Origin of the sequence: Pukyongiella litopenaei, assembly GCF_003008555.2 — a bacterium.
GTDB lineage: Bacteria > Pseudomonadota > Alphaproteobacteria > Rhodobacterales > Rhodobacteraceae > Pukyongiella > Pukyongiella litopenaei.
On sequence record NZ_CP027665.1, the window covers coordinates 1,505,036 to 1,519,669 of the forward strand.

At 62.2% G+C, this 14,634-nt stretch carries 14 protein-coding genes, 1 tRNA gene and 1 pseudogene; 8 read left to right on the top strand and 8 right to left on the bottom strand.

Features of this window, described 5'->3' with window-relative positions; translation table 11 throughout:
- Nucleotides 1–33 precede the first annotated feature (33 nt).
- The 3 genes from C6Y53_RS07625 (at nucleotide 34) to C6Y53_RS07635 (ending at nucleotide 1,956) form a co-directional block, all read left to right on the top strand.
- The gene (locus C6Y53_RS07625; RefSeq protein WP_106471891.1) at nucleotides 34–213 is read left to right on the top strand and encodes a hypothetical protein; all 180 of its coding nucleotides are present in this window, start codon (nucleotides 34–36) and stop codon (nucleotides 211–213) included.
- A 185-nt stretch (nucleotides 214–398) separates the two neighbouring features.
- Entirely contained in the window at nucleotides 399–650 is a 252-nt protein-coding gene (locus C6Y53_RS07630) for a helix-turn-helix domain-containing protein (protein ID WP_106471892.1), read from the top strand.
- A 1-nt stretch (nucleotide 651) separates the two neighbouring features.
- Nucleotides 652–1,956, top strand: coding sequence for a type II toxin-antitoxin system HipA family toxin (locus C6Y53_RS07635; protein ID WP_106471893.1), 1,305 nt, complete (start codon nucleotides 652–654; stop codon nucleotides 1,954–1,956).
- 125 nt (nucleotides 1,957–2,081) lie between these two features.
- Here the strand turns inward: C6Y53_RS07635 and C6Y53_RS07640 are convergent, their stop codons facing one another.
- Nucleotides 2,082–2,741 carry an ArdC family protein gene (locus C6Y53_RS07640; protein WP_244614973.1) on the bottom strand — a complete coding sequence of 220 codons (660 nt, stop codon included), beginning with the start codon at nucleotides 2,739–2,741 and terminating at the stop codon, nucleotides 2,082–2,084.
- A 36-nt stretch (nucleotides 2,742–2,777) separates the two neighbouring features.
- Between C6Y53_RS07640 and C6Y53_RS07645 the strand changes: the two genes are divergently transcribed.
- The 5 genes and pseudogenes from C6Y53_RS07645 to C6Y53_RS21190 form a co-directional block, all read left to right on the top strand.
- Nucleotides 2,778–3,491, top strand: coding sequence for a hypothetical protein (locus C6Y53_RS07645; protein ID WP_211299546.1), 714 nt, complete (start codon nucleotides 2,778–2,780; stop codon nucleotides 3,489–3,491).
- A gap of 2 nt (nucleotides 3,492–3,493) precedes the next feature.
- The gene (locus C6Y53_RS07650; protein ID WP_149615496.1) at nucleotides 3,494–4,030 is read left to right on the top strand and encodes a hypothetical protein; all 537 of its coding nucleotides are present in this window, start codon (nucleotides 3,494–3,496) and stop codon (nucleotides 4,028–4,030) included.
- Nucleotides 4,030–5,988, top strand: coding sequence for a type IV secretory system conjugative DNA transfer family protein (locus tag C6Y53_RS07655; protein WP_149615497.1), 1,959 nt, complete (start codon nucleotides 4,030–4,032; stop codon nucleotides 5,986–5,988). The genes C6Y53_RS07650 and C6Y53_RS07655 overlap by 1 nt, the downstream gene beginning before the upstream one ends.
- 135 nt (nucleotides 5,989–6,123) lie before the next feature.
- On the top strand, nucleotides 6,124–6,318 hold the full coding sequence (locus C6Y53_RS07660) for a hypothetical protein (RefSeq protein WP_149615498.1): 195 nt from the start codon (nucleotides 6,124–6,126) through the stop codon (nucleotides 6,316–6,318).
- 10 nt (nucleotides 6,319–6,328) lie between these two features.
- Nucleotides 6,329–7,321, top strand: a pseudogene (locus C6Y53_RS21190) (recombinase family protein); the annotation flags it as partial.
- 57 nt (nucleotides 7,322–7,378) lie between these two features.
- On the opposite strand, the gene C6Y53_RS21195 reads toward C6Y53_RS21190, so the two are convergent.
- The 7 genes from C6Y53_RS21195 to C6Y53_RS07695 form a co-directional block, all read right to left on the bottom strand.
- Nucleotides 7,379–7,606 carry a hypothetical protein gene (locus C6Y53_RS21195; RefSeq protein WP_244614974.1) on the bottom strand — a complete coding sequence of 76 codons (228 nt, stop codon included), beginning with the start codon at nucleotides 7,604–7,606 and terminating at the stop codon, nucleotides 7,379–7,381.
- A 307-nt stretch (nucleotides 7,607–7,913) separates the two neighbouring features.
- Nucleotides 7,914–7,990, bottom strand: a tRNA-Met gene (locus C6Y53_RS07670).
- A gap of 89 nt (nucleotides 7,991–8,079) precedes the next feature.
- Nucleotides 8,080–8,661 (bottom strand): amino acid synthesis family protein, encoded by a 582-nt coding sequence (locus tag C6Y53_RS07675; RefSeq protein WP_106471896.1) that lies wholly within the window; start codon nucleotides 8,659–8,661, stop codon nucleotides 8,080–8,082.
- On the bottom strand, nucleotides 8,654–9,508 hold the full coding sequence (locus C6Y53_RS07680) for a UPF0280 family protein (RefSeq protein ID WP_106471897.1): 855 nt from the start codon (nucleotides 9,506–9,508) through the stop codon (nucleotides 8,654–8,656). Before C6Y53_RS07680 ends, C6Y53_RS07675 begins: the two co-directional genes overlap by 8 nt.
- 2 nt (nucleotides 9,509–9,510) lie before the next feature.
- The gene (locus C6Y53_RS07685; RefSeq protein ID WP_106471898.1) at nucleotides 9,511–10,962 is read right to left on the bottom strand and encodes a 6-hydroxynicotinate reductase; all 1,452 of its coding nucleotides are present in this window, start codon (nucleotides 10,960–10,962) and stop codon (nucleotides 9,511–9,513) included.
- Nucleotides 10,959–13,700 carry a molybdopterin-dependent oxidoreductase gene (locus tag C6Y53_RS07690; protein WP_106471899.1) on the bottom strand — a complete coding sequence of 914 codons (2,742 nt, stop codon included), beginning with the start codon at nucleotides 13,698–13,700 and terminating at the stop codon, nucleotides 10,959–10,961. The genes C6Y53_RS07685 and C6Y53_RS07690 overlap by 4 nt, the downstream gene beginning before the upstream one ends.
- Nucleotides 13,697–14,554, bottom strand: a complete 858-nt coding sequence (locus tag C6Y53_RS07695) for an FAD binding domain-containing protein (protein WP_106471900.1) — start codon at nucleotides 14,552–14,554, stop codon at nucleotides 13,697–13,699. The genes C6Y53_RS07690 and C6Y53_RS07695 overlap by 4 nt, the downstream gene beginning before the upstream one ends.
- Nucleotides 14,555–14,634 lie beyond the last annotated feature (80 nt).

The following is a 14,634-nucleotide window of genomic DNA, read 5'->3' on the forward strand; positions in this document are numbered from 1 at the left end:
TCGGGGCCTCCTTGAAACAAGAGGAGGAGTGCCATGAAACTCGTCTCACGATTCGAAGCGGCATCCCGCAGTACGGCAGAATTGCACGGTCTACTGACCGAGGCTTTCAACGCCTTTGCAAAAGCTCCGCGCGGTAGCGATCAGCGCCGCGATGCGCTGGCATCGATGCGCAACATCGAGGATGAACTGGCGACCCGTTCGCCAAGCATCTGATCTGATGCGGCTGGCCACGCGGTCAGCCGCATTTTTTCGTTAGTCATTGTGCGTCCGTCAGGCATTCATGATCTTCAGATCATTTTTCCGATTAATGCGCCGTAGATCATAAGCTCAATTTATGCCCTATAGATCATATTGACATTTTATGATTTAAAGATCATACTAGCTCTAAGGAGTCAAAGATGAAGAACCTGGCACGCACACCAAACGATATCGGGCACGCCATCCGCCAAGCCCGTAAGGCAAAAAAGCTGACGCAGAAAGAGCTCGCTGAGCGCAGCGGCGTCTGGCAGGAGACGGTTTCCAAGGTCGAGAACGGTTTGTCCGGCACCAAGCTGGAAACCATTTTCGATATCTTTGCCGCGCTCGACCTGGAAATTCAGGTGCAGAGCCGCAGCAAGGGCTCGACCGAGAGCTTCGAGGACATCTTCTAAGATGGGACGCAAACGAAGCTATCCGCCGCTAAATGTCTTTCTAAATGCGCGCCATGTTGGCCAACTCCTGCGCGAAAGCACGGGCGCGATCAGCTTTGTCTATGATCAAGACTGGCTGGCTTGGGAGCACCGCTTGCCAGTGTCCCTGTCACTTCCACTGCGAGAAGATCGTTATGTCGGCGCGCCTGTCATAGCCGTTTTCGAAAATCTGCTACCGGACAATGATGTTATCAGACGGCGCGTTGCCGAGCGCGTTGGCGCGGCGGGCACGGACGCCTACAGCCTGCTAAGCGAAATTGGCCGCGACTGTGTGGGCGCGCTTCAATTCTTGCCGGACGGTGAAGAACCGCAAGCCGCCGACGATCTCACCGGTCATCCGGTCAGTGAGACGGACATCGAGGCGCTGCTGGGTGAGCTCGACGTCGCACCGCTCGGCATCAGGAGAGAAAAAGACTTCCGGATATCGGTGGCAGGCGCACAGGAAAAAACTGCCCTGCTCTGGCATGACGGCAAGTGGTTAGAGCCTTCGGGCACAACACCGACAACGCATATCATCAAGCCGCAGATCGGACGGCTCCCCAATGGCATGGATTTGTCGAACAGCGTCGAGAATGAATATCTGTGCCTGAAACTGATGGAAGGCTTTGGCCTGCGCGCCGCAAATATCGGAATGGCCAGCTTCGGCGCGCGCAAGGCTCTTGTTATCGAGCGGTTTGACCGGCTCTGGACGAAGGATGGCCGCCTCATCCGCTTGCCGCAAGAAGACTGCGCGCAAGCCCTATCAGTGCCGCCGACACAGAAATACCAGAATGAAGGCGGGCCAGGTATCGCCGAAATCATGGGGCTCTTGCTCGGAAGTGACGAGCCCGTGCAAGATCGACTAGATTTCTTCAAAGCCAATATCTTGTTCTGGCTGAGCGGGGCCACCGATGGGCATGCCAAGAATTTCAGTCTCGCCTTGATGCCAGGCGGACGTTTCCGGCTAACGCCATTTTATGACGTGCTGACCGTTCAACCGACATTGGATGCTAACCAACTGAACAGAAAAGACTTCAAGCTCGCCATGCGCTTTGGCAAGTCTAATCACTACAAGGTCGGCGATATCATTGGGCGGCACATCATGGAGACCGGAGTTGAGTCCGGCCTGTCCCGCAAAGCCATTGCCGATCTTTTTGACGATATCCAAGCATCCGCCAAGGCCGCTATGGACAAAACCTTCGCTGCACTTCCCGCAGGATTTCCAGAAGTGCTTGTCACTTCGATCCGCAGCGCGGTCTTGGACCGCCTACGCCACCTCAAACCTTGAGCACGCGATCAAGGTTTGCATAGAGAGTGTTTTGCTCAACCCGACTGAGCAAAGCCACATAAATCCAAACCATGGATTTTCCGCCCGCCGACTGGCGGGCGAAATTTTCTGAGCTTAGAGCCGCCTTATGCGGCGGCTCCTTGTTTCTCTTCCTCAATAACCGGTTGGCACCCATGCAGGAAATCAGCGGCGCGCTGCGCATGGGCGGCGGCTGAAAAGATCGCCCGCTTGTCTTCTTTCAACACCTTCAACCAACTCTGAATATAGGCCGCGTGATCGCTTCGAACCTCGGGAGTCAGTTCCAGATCGGCACAAAGGAATGCCGCGCCAAGTTCGGCAACAAGTTCCTCGCGCGCATAGCCTTCATCGCCCCATTTCTTTCGGCCAAATTCACGATCAAGGCGGCTCTTGTGTTTTGTCCAGTGGGTCAGCTCATGCGCAAGCGTGGCATAGTACGCTTCAGGACTACGAAACGTTTCGAATTGCGGCATCTGCACATGATCACTGCCACCTGAATAATGGGCAGAATTGCCACCGTGCCGAATGTCGGCGCGGGTGTGCTTGAAAAATTCTTCCGCATGGTCGATCCGCGACGCTGGATCAATGACCGGCTCGGGCTTCGCATAGTAGTGCTCTGGCAAACCCTCGATCTGCTCGACGTTGAAAACGCTATAGCCCTTCATGAAGGGAATCTTGCGTTCTTCTTCGCTGCCGTCGTCCTGCTCTTCGGTCTTGGTGATGGTGTTGGCGTAAACAACCAGATTGCCGCGCTCGCCCTTTTTCACATGCGCGCCTATTCTTCCTATGCCAGTGCGCTCCGCATGCGCGTCGTCGAATTGGAAAATGCCTCGGCATTTATCATTCCCGAGGCGGAAGACGCCTGCACCAAAGCACAAACCGAACTGACAACAGGTCTCATTAGTGGAGCGCGAGGAACCGGGCCGGTTGCAAGCAAACTGCAATCACTGTGCACACGAAAGTCAGCAATGGCTGAAGCAATCCAGCAAACACTGGCAAGCACTACTCCGCTAGTTGCCGAAATTCGCCAGCGTTCGCGCCAGATCGATCTTCTTGTGCTGGATACATCTTTGACGCTCAGCGAGCGCGAGATTGCTTTCATCGGTCTTGCCCGCATCCTTGAGGGGCAACTTGAAGACCTTCGCGCGACCGACCGCATGCGCTCAATTCGCGCAAGCTACGACGCAATCGGACTGGCTGTACGTGAGCTCGACATTCTCAAGAGCACCGTGTCCCCAGGGCAAGCGAATGCACTGAGCGAAATCATCGCCTCTGAAAACGCGTCATCACTGACGATGGCGGGAATGATCGATCAGATCGAGGCAAAGGAAATTCCGGCGGCTGTCCGCGCGGAGCTCATTCCAGCGCCCAAGATCACGCTTCTCTACGCCGGTGATCACCTTCCGCAACTGGCCTTGGCTGTCAGCCTCGATGCCTTTGGGCCGATCAGTGCCTTGCTGTTCTTTGCAGCGGGGATGCGTCCGACAACAAATCGCAAACAGAAAAAAGGAAACTGAACATGAAACTCGTTCGAAATTCAGTATCAACGCTGACCGGCGGTGCCTTCGTTTTAACAACAGTTGCGCTCGGTCTGCTCATTCTCAATACGCAACTTCCCATTCCAGACGAATGGATTGCTTCCACTCGATGCGCAGTTGGAATGCCCGCAAAGGACAGTGCTTGTGTTGTCGATGCAATCAGGGCGGCAGATTCCGCTCGCGATGCAGCAGACCTTGCACGGCAGCAGGCAGAAAACGCACTGGCAGGCCAGAATCTCGTATTCACGCAAGGTGATCCTATCAAGGATGGCGTGAGCGTGGTCGTCGGGACGATCTATCAGAACGCGGCGGCGCGCACAGGGATCATTCGGTCATTCTGCTGGGCCATCATCGACAGCAGTGGTCTCGATCCGCGTGTCGGCTTGGCCGTGCGCGATGCGAATGGGCGAGTTGAAGCCATCGATCTCAGCGCTTCGGACCGTGACCAGTTGGACGTGTCTCCGTCGGATATTGATGCAGCACGCCAAACCTGCCCGTGGCCGGGAGGGGTGAACTGATGCGAGCCCCAAACGAAAACAGCGAAGGCAGCGCACTTGGGCGTCTGCTTATTACATCGGCGATTGGCTATGGCCTCTATGTGACATGGCCAATCGTTAACGGCGGTGGTGCGGAAGAGTGGCAACTCTATGCATGGGGTGGCTTCGCGCTCGTAACAGGTCTCGGTGTAGCATCTGCAATTCGAGACCTGGCTGCGCTGACGCAAAATGTGCATCGCACCTTCCGCGCCATGCGCCCAAAACTAAGCAACGCTTCTGCAAACTGGCTGACAAAACGTCAGGCCCGCAAAGCTGGCCTCTCCAAAACAGCTGGCCTGTTTCTGGGCATCGCGGACGGTCAGCCTCTGTTTTTGTCAGACGGCGTTCATGGATTGATCTGCGCACCGGCGCGAAAAGGCAAGACAACCAGTTTTGTCATGCCAGCGATTATTCATGACTTCGGCGCGTCCAAGATTGTGGCTGACATGAAGGGCGATCTTGCAGCTCAGACCAGTGAGTTGATTGCTGCGAGGGCTAATCAGAGCGTCATTATCCTAAACCCTGCCCACAAATTCGATCTAGGCAACGCCGCTTACAACCCGATGCAGATCATTCTGGATGATCTGGAACATGGGAAAGAGGACGTGATTTCCGACGCATGGTCGATGGCAATGCAGCTCGTCCCTCAAGCTCCGGGCGGCGACCGTGATCCGTTTTGGCCAAATGGTACGCGCAAGATGCTGGTTTTTGTGATCGTGTCGCTCTGCGTACTGTTCGATGAGGCAGAGGCCAATCTGCCAAGGGCATTTGAATTGTTCGGTGACAATGACGAGTTCGAGAAACTTCTCCAGCAAGCACGGGGAAGTGACGTGCTTGCTGGTGAGCTTTCTAAACTTGCGTCAAACATCGCAGCGACTTGGGATGATAACCCAAAGCATTTCGAGTCATTTCGCGAAGGCGCAATCCAATCCCTGACCGCGTTCGGCCCAAGTGGTCGCCTTGCACCTAGCATGACTCACTGCGACTTTCGGTTCCGCGATCTGAAGTCGCGCACATGCACGCTATTCATGGTCTGCGACTACTCGCGCATGGATGTCTTTGCGCCATGGCTCGGCCTGCTAATGTGGGCCGCACTGAAGGAGCTCATTCGCGAAGACAGTGATGTACCCGTTCATTTCATTTTGGATGAGTTCACAAACTACAAGCTGAGTGGCTTGCCCAATGCCTTGACGGCACTTGGCGGTTACGGCGTGCGCTGCTGGATGGTCGTCCAAGAACTGAAAGAGATTGCCCGCGTATACGGCAACGAAGCGCTCTCAACGATTTTGAGCCAAACCGACGTAAAGCAATTCTTCGGGGTGTCGTCGTTGGAGACGGCTCAGCTCGTCAGCAAAATGTTGGGCGAAGAAGAACTCTCTTCCGAAAGTTTCGGTCTGGGCGCTGAAGTTCTCGGCATGCCAACTTTGAGCCTTGGAAAACGAACCAAACCTCTGATGACGCCAGACGAAGTGCGCCGTCTGCCAGATGATGAACAAATTATCTTCCTCAAAAACCTGCCGCCAATTCGAGCTTTAAAAGCAGGTTATCAAGAGATTTCACCGTGGCGAAAGGTCGTAGCGGCAAATCCGCTGCATGGCGGAAAGCAATTCTTGGGACGGGTGAAACTGAAGATCAAGGGCGGTAGTGCAGCTGCTACTCGCATCGGAACGCGTATGGTCAAACGTGCAAGGCGTCCGCTATTGCGCCCCCTGTTTGCTGCGCTCGGCCTACTTTTGCCATCGAAGCAGGCTGTTGGACCAGCTGCTCTTGTTGTTGTCATTCTGACGCTGGGCCTTCCGCATTTGAGGGTTCAGTACACTGCAAGCCATAGCTGGTGCCGCTATGCCGGCCTTCCGCTCGTGTCAGAGTCTTTCGATACACACGGACAAGACAACTGCCCTCTCATCATCTGGAAGAAACTGGGGGAAACGCAGTCATGATGCACCCTCACAGCAATAAAGGAGCACACCAAGCTTTTTGCAGTCGCGCGATTGGCCATGGTACAATGAAATCTGAGGCTCAGAAAAGTTATCCACAGACTTTTTGCCTCCAAAGATTCAAGAAAGTGGCATAATATGTCCCGTCGGCGCTCAGATAACAGCTGGCGAACGGCCCTGCGCGATGCGCGCAGCACCTCGTCCGATCAGCAACTACGTGAACTGGTAAAGTACCTTGCCAGGCGTGCAGCAGATGAAGATCATGAAAGTTGGCTGCAACGCCAGCGAAAGAAGAAACTGAAAGAAACGAAGAACCCGCCAAAACCACATTGAAGAGACAACCATGACCCGCATTGCCATCTACGCCCGATACTCCACAGACCTACAAAGTCAGTCTTCTATCGAAGACCAAATCCGGCTGTGCGAAGAACGGGCAAAGGCCAATGGCGGGGAAATCGAACAAAGCTACACTGACCATGCGGTCTCTGGTGCTTCTTTGATGCGCCCTGGCATTCAGATGCTGATGCAGGACGCGGCGGCTGGTAAGTTTGACGTGCTCTACGCGGAGGCGCTGGACCGAATTTCTCGCGATCAGGAAGACATTGCCGCAGTCTACAAGCGTCTGAGCTTTGCAGGCATCGCTATCATCACACTGTCTGAGGGTGAAATCTCTCAACTCCATATCGGCCTGAAAGGCACCATGAACGCCCTGTTCCTGAAGGACTTGGCCGACAAGACCCGCCGTGGCTTGCGCGGTCGGGTTGAAAAGGGCCTGTCTGGTGGCGGGAAGTGTTACGGCTACGATGTCGTTCCGGGTGAAGAACGCGGTCAGCGCACCATCAATGATGTTGAAGCCGCTGTCGTACGCAGGATTTTCGAAGACTACGGCGCTGGCAAGTCACCTAAAGCGATTGCCGCCGCGTTGAACAAGGAAGGTATCTTAAGTCCATCCGGCAAAGGGTGGGGGCAAAGCACCATCAACGGCAATCGTCAGCGTGGCACTGGTATCCTGAACAACGAGCTATATATCGGACGCCTTGTCTGGAACCGGCTGAGGTATCTCAAAGACCCTCAGACCGGCAAGCGTGTCTCTAAGATGAACCCTGAAGATGATTGGATCATCCAGGAAGTGCCTGACCTGCGCATTGTGTCTGAAGAACTCTGGGAGAAAGCGAAGTCACGCCAAGCTGGCCTGAACAGCAAGCCGAAACTCTGGCAGACCAATCGTCCAAGAAACATCTTTGCCTATCTGATCAAGTGCGGTGTCTGTGGCGGCGGCTGCTCTACCGTGTCGAAGGGTCGGATTGGCTGCTCAAACGCGCGAAACAAGGCCACCTGCGATAACAAGCAAACGATCCCTCGGGTTGAGCTCGAAGAGACTGTGCTTGGGTCGCTACGCGATCATTTGATGAACGAAGAGCTCTGCGAAGTTTTCTGCGAAGAATACGCGCGACACATGGGAGAACTGACCAAGCGTCATAACGCATCGCTTTATCAGTACGAGGCAGAGCTGCAAAAGCTGCAACGCGAGAAGAAGAAGGTTGTGCAGTCCATCTTGGACGGTGTGTCGGCTGAATTCTTGAAAGATGACGCTGCGCGAATCGAAAAGCGCATGGGACATCTCGAAAAGCTGCTCGATGGAAAAATTGAACGCCCGTCTATTTTTGAGCCGGGTATTGCCGCGCGCTACAAGCGCGAGGTGAAGAGGCTCATCGAGTCTCTGAACAGCTCAGAGCACCGTGAGGAAGCTTCTGAGCTCATTCGATCAATGATTGAGGCAATCGTTCTGACGCCCTCGGTGGAGCGTGGTATGCCTATTATTGATCTTGTTGGCGATTTGGCGGGTATTCTGTCTGTCGCTTCCGGTCGCGACAAGCCTGCACTCACTGTTGGTTTGTCTGAGTTCAACCCAGATGGGTGCGAGGCGTTGGTTGCGGGAGTAGGATTTGAACCTACGACCTTCAGGTTATGAGCCTGACGAGCTACCGGGCTGCTCCATCCCGCGCCAAGTGAGGGTTACCTAGACAGAGTCGCGGCGGGCTGCAAGGGGTCGGGGCAAAAAAGTTCGGCTTCCGGTTCTCTGCCCGCCTGACCCTAGCGCAAGCCGTCCTTTCCGGTCACCTCAGCCGCCGTCAGACCGCCGACGCGGGCATGCACGCGTGGGCCGCGGGCCATGGCGAGCGCATAGACGATCTCGCCGGCCCGCGGCGCGTCGGGCAGGCCGATCTCGATCGCATCGAAATGGCTGCGCACATAGGCCGCGTTGATGTGGCCCAGCGGCACGTCGAGCCTTGCGCCCATACCGCCGACCTTCTTGGCCGACGGCACGATCGCCTTCGACTCTCCCAGCCGTTCGCGCATGGCGTAGCCGCCGGGCACATGCCAGAGCGCGCCGTGTTCCAGTTCGCCGCCTTCGCCCACGATCGCCCCCTTGCCATAGGCGTCGATTCCGTCGAGCCCGCCCATGGCCTCGATCAGCCGGTCGGACATCTCGAGCCCAAGCGGCTTGAGGTCATCCATCGCCCCGATCAGGTCCGGGACATGCCTCCCCGCGAACGGGTTCGCGACAACGGCGAGGATCACGCCGCGGCGGCGGGGGGTCGCGGCCGGCGGGCCGCCTTCGTGGCGGATGTCCTCGATGAGGATCATCGTCTTTCGGATGGGAAAGTCAGGCATGGATCGGCTCCTGTGTTGGGGGTTCGGCGAGCGGCAGGGCACCAACGGTGCGGATCGCCCCGGAAAGCGTGATCAGCGCGGCGTCGATCAGGCCGCGCGCATGGCAGGTTTCGGCGCCGGCCTGTCCGCTATCCAGCGCCCGGGCCACATCCGCGGGCGTCAGCGCACCCACCGAAACCGTGACGGGTCGGTCGCCCAGGTCGCTGTCGGGGAACAGGCTGTTCGCCGGCCGGCGGTGAATGGCGGGATGGTCCGGCAGGTCGACCGCGTTGGCGATCATCGTTGCGGCCGCATCCGCCTGTGCGGCCGTCGCGGCAAGGACGGTCACGCTGTCGGCGATGCCCAGCGACTGGCTGCGCCCGCGCCAACCCGAGGTGGCAATGCCGCGCGACGGGCACTGCGCGCCCATCCGCACCCGCCCCGCCACGCCGGACCCGAGCGCGGCGGTCATGGTTTCGCCGCCGGTAAGGTGGACCGCAACATCGCCGCCATTGTTCACATAGGCGCGGGTCAGCGCGCCCGCGCCGGTCATGGCCGCCAGGATCTCGTCGGCGACCGCACCGGCCACGGCGGCCATCGGCGTGATGAAACCGGGCGCAAAGGGGGCAGCCGCCGCCAGCATGGCGCGCGCGACCGGTCCTTTCAGCACCGGGTGGCACGAAACCGCGCGGCGCAGGTCGGGCAGTTCGTCGACCAGTTCCTGCAGCAGGCTGTCGAAACGGGCGCGGGCGGCCCGCAGGGCGGCGTCGCGGCCGGGCCCGGCGGCATCCAGCACCAGGTCGATAGGTCCGTGATGCAGATGCATCCGCCGCCCGTCGGGCAGCATCGCGGCCTGAGCGCCCGGCATGTTCACCCCCCCTCTGGCGGCACGGCGCGGAAATCCGCGCCGTATTCGCCCCCCCGTTCGAGCACGTCCCGCAGCGTCCGCACCGCTTCGTCATGGCCGCCCAGCGCGCGGTATTCATCGCGCGGCAGCGTAAACTCGAGCGGCGCCACCAGGGCCGGGGTGGGGACATGACCAAAGGCATTCACCGGCATCCGGGTGACATCGGCCATCAGGGTGATACCGCCACCCGGCCAGACATAGGCGGGCGCCCCGCCCACGGTGACGCGGGTCCGCTGCGCCTGCACCGACCGGGTCAGGCGCACCGGGTTGCGCGTGACCCCCGCCCGCAGGCTGCCCCCGGCGCCGCCCATGAACAGCACCGTGCACAGCGCCGGTTCGCAGTTCTCGGCGATCAGCGCCACCGTGGGGTCCAGTTCCGGCGGCAACGCCGCCGGTTGCGGCACGAGGGCATCGTCCAGAACGTAATAGCCCCATTGCTCGCCGGTGGTGGACACCATCAGCAGGGTCAGCCCCGGCCGCGCGCCCTTCTTCGGGTTCCAGTCGCCGAGAATGGTCAGCGGGTCGTCGATATCGGTGCCGCCCCAGCCCGAGCCCGGGTCCGCCACCCGGAAATAGCGGCCCGGTGTCGACCGCCGCCCCCGGATGCGGATGCCGGTATCGGGCCAGCCCAGCACCTTGCCCGCCTGGTGTTCGCTGACCACGCCGGTGATGTGGTCGTCGACCACCACCACCTCGTCCACCAGCCCCTGCCATTGCGATGCGAACATGCCGATGGCCGCCGACCCGCAGCCGACCCGCATCCGGTCCTCGCGATGACCGTTCACCACCGGCGCCTGACCCGCCTGCACGATGACCTGCGCGCCACCGTCAACTGACAGCTCGACCGGTTCGCGGTTGCAGAGCCGCAGCAGCGCATCGCAGGTGGCGCGGCCTTCGGGTTTCGAGCCGCCGGTCAGGTGTTCGACCCCGCCCAGCGACAGCATCTGGCTGCCATATTCCGACGTGGTCACATGACCGACGGCCTCGCCGCCCGCGCGCACCGCCGCCATTTCGGACCCGATGTGACGGTCGGTGTCGATCTTCACCTTGACCCCGCAATAGGAAAATATCGCCTCGGTCACCACGGTGACGAAATCGGCGCCATCCACCTCGCGGCTGACGATGAAGGGGGCGGGCTTGTAGTCGGGATAGGTGGTGCCGGCGCCCACCGCGGTGACCGCCAGCGTGTCGCCGCCCAGAACGTCTCCGTCCCATTCCCGCTGCAGGAAGGGGCTGACCTCGCCGCCCTCGCCCAGCCGCCGGTCGAGCACGGTGATCGGATCGCACCGCACGATCCTGCCGCCGTCATTGGCATAGCGGTCGCAGGCCCCGACCCGGCCCTCGGCGATGTAGCACATGACCGGGCAGGCATCGCAGCGGATCTTGTCGCCGGGTCTGACGCGTGTCCCGCTCATGCGCCCGCGGCCTCTGTCGTTCCCCGCCGCAGCGCCGCCAGAACCCGGTGCGGCAGCGCCGGCAGCCGGTCGATCCGCACACCGGTGGCATGGCGGATCGCGTTCAGGATCGCCGGGGCGGTGGGGATCAGCGCATGTTCGCCCAGCCCCTTGGCCCCCAGCGGCCCCTCCGGGTCGGGATGTTCCAGCAGGATCGTGTCGATCCGGGGCATGTCGCCCACGGTCGGGATCAGGTAGTCATGCAGGTTGTCGGTGCGGCCGGGGATGTATTCCTCCATCAGCGCGAGCCCCAGCCCCTGCGCGATCCCGCCCGCGATCTGTCCACGCGCCAGCACCGGGTTGATCACCCGGCCCAGGTCATGCGCCGCGGTGATGCGCGTCACCCTGACCGTTCCCAGCGCAGGATCCACCGTCACCTCGGCGATCTGCGCCCCGTAGCCATAGACCGCATAGGGCGCCCCCTGCCCGTTCGCGTCGAGCGCGGTGGTGGGCGGGTCATAGCTTTCCTCGACCGACAGCGCATAGCCCCGCGCATCGCGGGCCAGCGCGGCCAGGTCGATGTCACGACTGGCGCGGCCTTCGCGCAGCCGCAGCACCGCCCCGTCCAGTTCCAGCCGCGCGTCGCCGCCCATGTTGGCCAGCGCCAGCAGCCTGCCCCGCAGCGCCCGCCCCGCCAGCCAGGCGGCCTTGCCCGTGGTCACGGTCTGGCGCGACGCCGAGGTCTTGCCGCAATCGGGTGTCAGCGCGGTGTCGGGACCGATCAGGGTGAAATCCGAAACCGGCAGGCCCAGCGCATCCGCGGCGATCTGGGGGATCACCGTGTTCGACCCCTGCCCGATATCGGTGGCGCCCTGATGGAGGCAGAGCCGCCCGTCCCCGGTCAGCCCCAGCCGGATCGTCGACGGGTTCGGCAGCCCGGTATTGCCGCAGCCATACCAGCAGGACGCCACCCCGACCCCGTGCCGCAGCGGGCCGGCATCCGCATTGGCGGCGCGGGCGCGCTCCAGCGCGGCGGTCCAGGAATCTTCGAGCGCGGCGAGGCAATCGCCGATGCCGACCCCGTCCATGTCCTGCCCGCACACGCTGCGGTCGCCATCGCGCAGCGCGTTGCGGCGGCGGAACGCGAGCCGGTCCAGCCCGGCCATGTCGGCCAGGTCGTCGAACAGGGATTCCTGCAGGATCGCCGCCTGCGGCACGCCGAAACCCCGGAATGCGCCCGAAACCGGCCCGTTGGTATGCACCGCCCGCGCATCGGCGCGATAGTTCGGCACCCGGTATGGCCCCGAGGCATGGACCGGCACCCGCACCGCGACGGTCGGCCCCCAGCTGGCATAGGCCCCGGTATCGAAATCGCCGTCGAACTCCATGCCGGTGATCCGGCCATCCGCATCCACGCCGATCCGCGCATTCATCCTGGCCGGGTGGCGTTTCGTGGTCGCGGCCATGCTTTCGCGGCGGGAATAGACCATCCGGGCCGGGCGCCCCGTCTTCAGCGCCACCAACCCGATCAGCGGCTGCACCGACAGGTCGAGCTTGGAGCCGAACCCGCCCCCGGTCGCCGACGGGATGATGCGGACCCGGTCCGGCGGCAGCCCCAGCACGCGGGCGGTATCGTCGCGGTCCATCACCGGGGCCTGGGTGCAGGCGCGGATCACCAGCGTGTCGCCATCCATCCAGGCGACCCCCGCCTCGGGTTCGATATAGGCATGTTCGACAAAGCCGGTGCGGACCGTCCCCGATGCCACATGGGCGGCGCGTTCCAGGGCCGATCGGGCATCGCCGGTCACGACATGCCCCCCGGTCAGGATATTGCCCGCGCGGCCCTCGTGCAGTTGTGCCGCGCCGGGTGCGCGCGCGGCATCCACGTCCTCGAGCGCGGCAACCGGCGCCCAGTCGACCGGGAACCCGTCGAGATCGAGCGCCGCGACCACGTCCGGGTCGCCGGCGACGATCGCCACCGCTTCGCCGCGCATCCGCACATGGGTCTCGGCGAGGGCCGGCTGATCGGCGAAATCGGGGATCACCCCGCTGATATTCGGCCCCGGCAGATCGGCGGCGGTGAAAACATGAACCGCACCCGGCTGCGCCGCGGCCCATGCCGCGAGATCTCCGAACCCGAACCGCGCCGCCGCGTGGGGCGACCGCACCGCGCGGACCAGCAACGCGCCCTCGGGCATGTGGTCGGCCCCGAAGGATTCGGCCCCTGTCACCTTGTCCGGCCCGTCGAGCCGCTCGACCGATGCGCCCACTGCCTGCCCCGCCGGGGGCGTGGCCGCCGCACCCGTTCCCGCCGCATCCAGCACCGCGTCGACGATCGCGGCATACCCGGTGCAGCGGCAGAGGACGCCGCCGATGGCCTCCTCGACCTGGCCGCGATCGGGGGTCGGGTTGCGGGTCAGCAGCGCCTGCGCCGCCATCAGCATCCCCGGCGTGCAGATCCCGCATTGCGCCGCGCCATGCCGCAGGAACGCCGCCTGCAACCCCGACGGAGCAGCGCCGGCCAGCCCCTCGACGGTTTCGACCCGCCGCCCCGCCGCCTGCGCCACCGGCGTCAGGCAGGCACAGACCGGAACCCCGTCCAGCAACACGGTGCAGGCCCCGCAATCGCCCGCGTCGCACCCCGATTTGGTGCCGGTCAGGCCCAGTTCGCCGCGCAGCACCTCGGACAGCCGCCGCCCCGGATCGGACCCCGCCGACACGGTCCGGCCATTCACCACGAGATTCAGCGCATCGCTCATATTCCGATGCCTCCCCTGGTTCCACAGGCCAGGTCACCCAGCGCCCGGCGCACCAGTTCCGCGGCCGCCTCCTGGCGATAGGCTGCGTCGCCCCGCAAATCCGATACCGGCGACAGGCGCGGGGCCAGCAGATCAGGCGCCACCGCGTCCGCGGCCTCGGCCATCGGCAGCCCGACCAGCGCGGTTTCGAGCTCGGGCAGGCGGGTGGCGACCGCGCTGCACGCCCCGACCGCCATGGCCGCGCGCGTGATGCGGCCGGCCTGTTCCTCGATACGCGCGGCAACCATCGCGATCGAGATCACCAGGTATTTCCGCGCACCCAGTTTCAGGAACCGGCTGCGCCCCGCCCCCGAGGCGCGTGGGATGAAAATGGCGGTGACAATCTCGCCCGGCCGCAGCGCGGTCCGGCGCACCCCGGTCAGGAACCGTTCCAGCGGCATGCGGCGGGTGCCGGTATCCGATCTCAGTTCGATCTCGGCACCCAGCGCCAGCAGCGGCGGAACCCCATCGGCGGCGGGTGACGCGTTGCACAGGTTGCCCGCCACCGTCGCCGTGTTCTGGATCTGCACCGATCCGACCTCGCGCCCGGCCTGGCGCAGCATGTCGAAACCCGGCGGCAGGTCCGCGGCCACGATATCGGCCCAGGTGGTGGTGGCCCCGATCCGCCAGCCCCCGGCATTTTCGGTGATGCCGCGCAGCGCCGCGATACCGGTCAGGTCCACCACCGACCCCGCCAAACCGGGCCGGGCGGTCGCCGGAAACAGGTCGGTGCACCCCGCCGCCACCGTCATCCTGCCGCCTGCCAGCAGCGCAACGGCCCGTTCAAGATCGTCGGGACGGTGATATTGAGCCAATTTTTCCCCCTCCTCTGGCCCTCAACCCAAATTATTTGTTAGTGTGCAAACAGGTTTTGAGGGATTTTGCGGGATACTGT

What these genes read in the sequence shown, in the direction of transcription:
- C6Y53_RS07625 (WP_106471891.1), top strand. Translation starts at nt 34, where the DNA reads ATGAAACTCGTCTCACGATTCGAAGCGGCATCCCGCAGTACGGCAGAA.
- C6Y53_RS07630 (WP_106471892.1), top strand. Translation starts at nt 399, where the DNA reads ATGAAGAACCTGGCACGCACACCAAACGATATCGGGCACGCCATCCGC.
- C6Y53_RS07635 (WP_106471893.1), top strand. Translation starts at nt 652, where the DNA reads ATGGGACGCAAACGAAGCTATCCGCCGCTAAATGTCTTTCTAAATGCG.
- C6Y53_RS07645 (WP_211299546.1), top strand. Translation starts at nt 2,778, where the DNA reads ATGCGCGTCGTCGAATTGGAAAATGCCTCGGCATTTATCATTCCCGAG.
- C6Y53_RS07650 (WP_149615496.1), top strand. Translation starts at nt 3,494, where the DNA reads ATGAAACTCGTTCGAAATTCAGTATCAACGCTGACCGGCGGTGCCTTC.
- C6Y53_RS07655 (WP_149615497.1), top strand. Translation starts at nt 4,030, where the DNA reads ATGCGAGCCCCAAACGAAAACAGCGAAGGCAGCGCACTTGGGCGTCTG.
- C6Y53_RS07660 (WP_149615498.1), top strand. Translation starts at nt 6,124, where the DNA reads ATGTCCCGTCGGCGCTCAGATAACAGCTGGCGAACGGCCCTGCGCGAT.
- C6Y53_RS21195 (WP_244614974.1), bottom strand. Translation starts at nt 7,606, where the DNA reads ATGTCCCATGCGCTTTTCGATTCGCGCAGCGTCATCTTTCAAGAATTC.
- C6Y53_RS07675 (WP_106471896.1), bottom strand. Translation starts at nt 8,661, where the DNA reads ATGCCTGACTTTCCCATCCGAAAGACGATGATCCTCATCGAGGACATC.
- C6Y53_RS07680 (WP_106471897.1), bottom strand. Translation starts at nt 9,508, where the DNA reads ATGCCGGGCGCTCAGGCCGCGATGCTGCCCGACGGGCGGCGGATGCAT.
- C6Y53_RS07685 (WP_106471898.1), bottom strand. Translation starts at nt 10,962, where the DNA reads ATGAGCGGGACACGCGTCAGACCCGGCGACAAGATCCGCTGCGATGCC.
- C6Y53_RS07690 (WP_106471899.1), bottom strand. Translation starts at nt 13,700, where the DNA reads ATGAGCGATGCGCTGAATCTCGTGGTGAATGGCCGGACCGTGTCGGCG.